This is a genomic window from Streptomyces sp. NPDC034670 (assembly GCF_055574875.1).
This window is the reverse complement of the sequence record NZ_JBVITR010000124.1, coordinates 1-2919: the sequence shown is the minus strand read 5'-3', so window position 1 is coordinate 2919 and position 2919 is coordinate 1. Positions and strand designations below refer to the sequence as shown.

At 73.4% G+C, this 2919-nt stretch carries 1 protein-coding gene; it reads left to right on the top strand.

Annotation, left to right across the window (positions count from 1 at the left end):
• Positions 1-2919 (top strand): SDR family NAD(P)-dependent oxidoreductase (locus ACZ56B_RS32695; protein ID WP_468798684.1); only part of this gene is annotated, 2919 nt, incomplete at both ends.

Below are 2919 nucleotides of genomic sequence, written 5' to 3'. Positions count from 1 at the left end.
GGTGTGGATGTCGATTGGGCGGCTGCGTTCGATGCGGGGAGTGCGCGGCGGACGGAGCTGCCGACGTATCCCTTCCAGCACCAGCACTACTGGCTCGACGCGACCGACGGCCCGGTCGTCGAGGCCGACCCCGTCGACGCCGCCTTCTGGGCTGCGATCGAGGCCGGCGACACCGGCCTCCTCGCCGACGACCTCCAGCTCAAGGCCTCGGTGCTCGACGAGGTCCTGCCCGCGCTCGCCTCGTGGCGCCGCCGACGGCAGGACCGCTCCCGCGTCGACGGATGGCGCTACCACCTCGGCTGGGACCGCGTAGCCGCCACCGGCACCCCCTCGGGTACTCCCTCGGCCATGTCCTCGGGAACCCTGTCCGGCACGTGGCTCATGGTCGTCGGCACCGACAGCGACCCGCTCGCCGAGGCCGTCGTCACCGGTCTCGCCGAACGCGGCGCACAGCTCGTACGCGTCGAGGTCGACACCGAGAACACCGACCGGGAGGCGCTGGCCGCCGCCCTGCCCGACCAGGGCTTCTCGGGTGTCGTGTCCCTCCTCGCGCTCGACAGCCGACCGCACCCCGCGCACCCCACCTGGTCGCGCGGCACGATCGGCACCGTCACCCTCGTGCAAGCCCTCGGCGACGCCGGAGTCGAGGCACCCCTGTGGGCCCTCACGTCCGGCGGCGTCGCCGTCGGCGACCCCGCGGAACTGACCGACCTCCCCCAGCACGTCATGTGGGGCGTCGGCACCGTCCTCGCACTGGACCACCCCCGCACCTGGGGCGGCATCGTCGACCTGCCCCCCGGCCCCGGGCTGCCCGACGCGAGCACCCTCGACCTGCTGTGCACCGCGCTCTCCGGAGCCGACGACGAGGACCAGCTCGCCGTACGCGCCGACGGCCTCCACGCCCGCCGCATGCGCCGCGCCCCCCTCGACGGCGCCCCGGCCACCAAGACCTGGACCCCGAGCGGCACCGTCCTCGTCACCGGCGGCACGGGCGGCACGGGAGCCCATGTCGCCCGCCGGCTCGCCGAGCAGGGCGCCGAGCACCTGGTGCTGACCAGCCGCCGCGGCCCCGACGCCCCCGGAGCCGGTGAACTCCGCGCCGAACTCGAATCCCACGGCGCGCAGGTCACCATCACCGCCTGCGACATCACCGACCGCGACGCCGTCGCCGCCCTCCTCGACGCCGTCCCCACCGAACTGCCGCTGACCGCGGTCCTGCACCTCGCCGGTGCCTCCCAGACCGAATCGCCCCTGTCCGGTCTCACCGTCGAGCAGTTCGCCGAGATGGGCCGCGCCAAGATCGACGGCGCCCGTCACCTGGACGACCTGCTCGGCGACCGCGAACTCGACGCCTTCGTCCTCTTCTCCTCCGGCGCCACGGCCTGGGGCAGCAACGGCCTCACCTCGTACGCCGGGGCCAACGCCTACCTCGACGGCCTCGCCCACCAGCGCCGTGCCCGCGGACTGACCGCCACCTCCATCGCCTGGGGCGCCTGGGACGGCGGCGGCATGGTCGACGGTCCGATGGCCGGGGAGTTCGGAAAGCTCGGCCTCTCCCTGATGGACCCCCACCTCGGCGTCACCGCACTGGAGCAGGCCGTCCAGCACGACGAGACCCACGTGGTCGTCGCCGACATCGACTGGACCCGCTTCGCCCCCGCCTTCACCCTTCGCCGTCCCCGGCCCTTGCTGCGCGGCCTGCCCGAGGTCGTCGAAATCCTCGCCGGCAACACGGACGACGACCCCGCCGCCGACGCCTCGGCCCTCCGCGCCGAACTCCTGCGGCTCTCGCCCGCCGACCAGGAACAGCTCCTGGTGACCCTGGTGCGCACCGAAGCGGGAGCCGTCCTCGGCCACACCGACACCGAAGGCGTCGAGGAGGACCGGGCGTTCAAGGAGATCGGGTTCGACTCCGTCACCGCGGTCGAACTGCGCAACCGTCTCAACGCCGCCACCAGGCTGCGTCTGCCCGCCACCCTCGTCTTCGACTACCCGAACCCCAGGGTGCTGGCCGAGCTCATCCGTACGGAACTCCTCGGAGACGCCGTCGCCGAGGACCGGCCCACGGCAGCCCCGCCCTCGACGCCCGTGACCGACGACCCGATCGCGATCGTCTCCATGAGCTGCCGCCTTCCGGGTGGCGTCTCCTCGCCCGAGGACCTGTGGGCCCTGCTCACCGACGGCCGCGACGCGCTCGTCGACTTCCCGGCCGACCGCGGCTGGGACCTCGACGGCCTTTTCTCCGACAACCCCGACGCCCACGGCACGACCTACGTCCGCAAGGGCGGTTTCCTGCACGGTGTCGCGGACTTCGACGCCGAGTTCTTCGGGATCTCACCGCGTGAGGCGCTGGCGATGGATCCGCAGCAGCGGCTGCTGCTGGAGACCTCGTGGGAGGTATTCGAGCGGGCGGGCATCGACCCGACGTCCCTGCGGGGCAAGGACGTCGGCGTCTTCACCGGCATGGGAGCCCAGGACTACACTCCGCGGCTCGGCGGCGGCACCTCGGGCACCGAGGGGTACGCCCTGACCGGCAGCGCGGGCAGCGTCGCCTCCGGCCGCGTGTCGTACATCCTCGGCCTGGAAGGGCCCGCGCTCACCATCGACACGGCGTGTTCGTCGTCGCTGGTGGCGATGCACTCCGCGATGCAGGCGCTGCGCAGCGGTGAGTGCTCGCTGGCGCTCGCCGGCGGCGTGGCCGTGATGTCCAGCCCGGGAGTCTTCGTCGAGTTCTCGCGCCAGCGCGGCCTCGCCCCCGACGGACGCTGCAAGGCCTTCGCCGACGGCGCGGACGGCACCGCCTGGGCCGAGGGGGTGGGCGTGCTGCTGCTGGAGCGTCTGTCGGACGCGCGGCGCAACGGCCACCAGGTGCTGGCCGTGGTGCGCGGCAGCGCGGTCAACCAGGACGGCGCGTCCAAC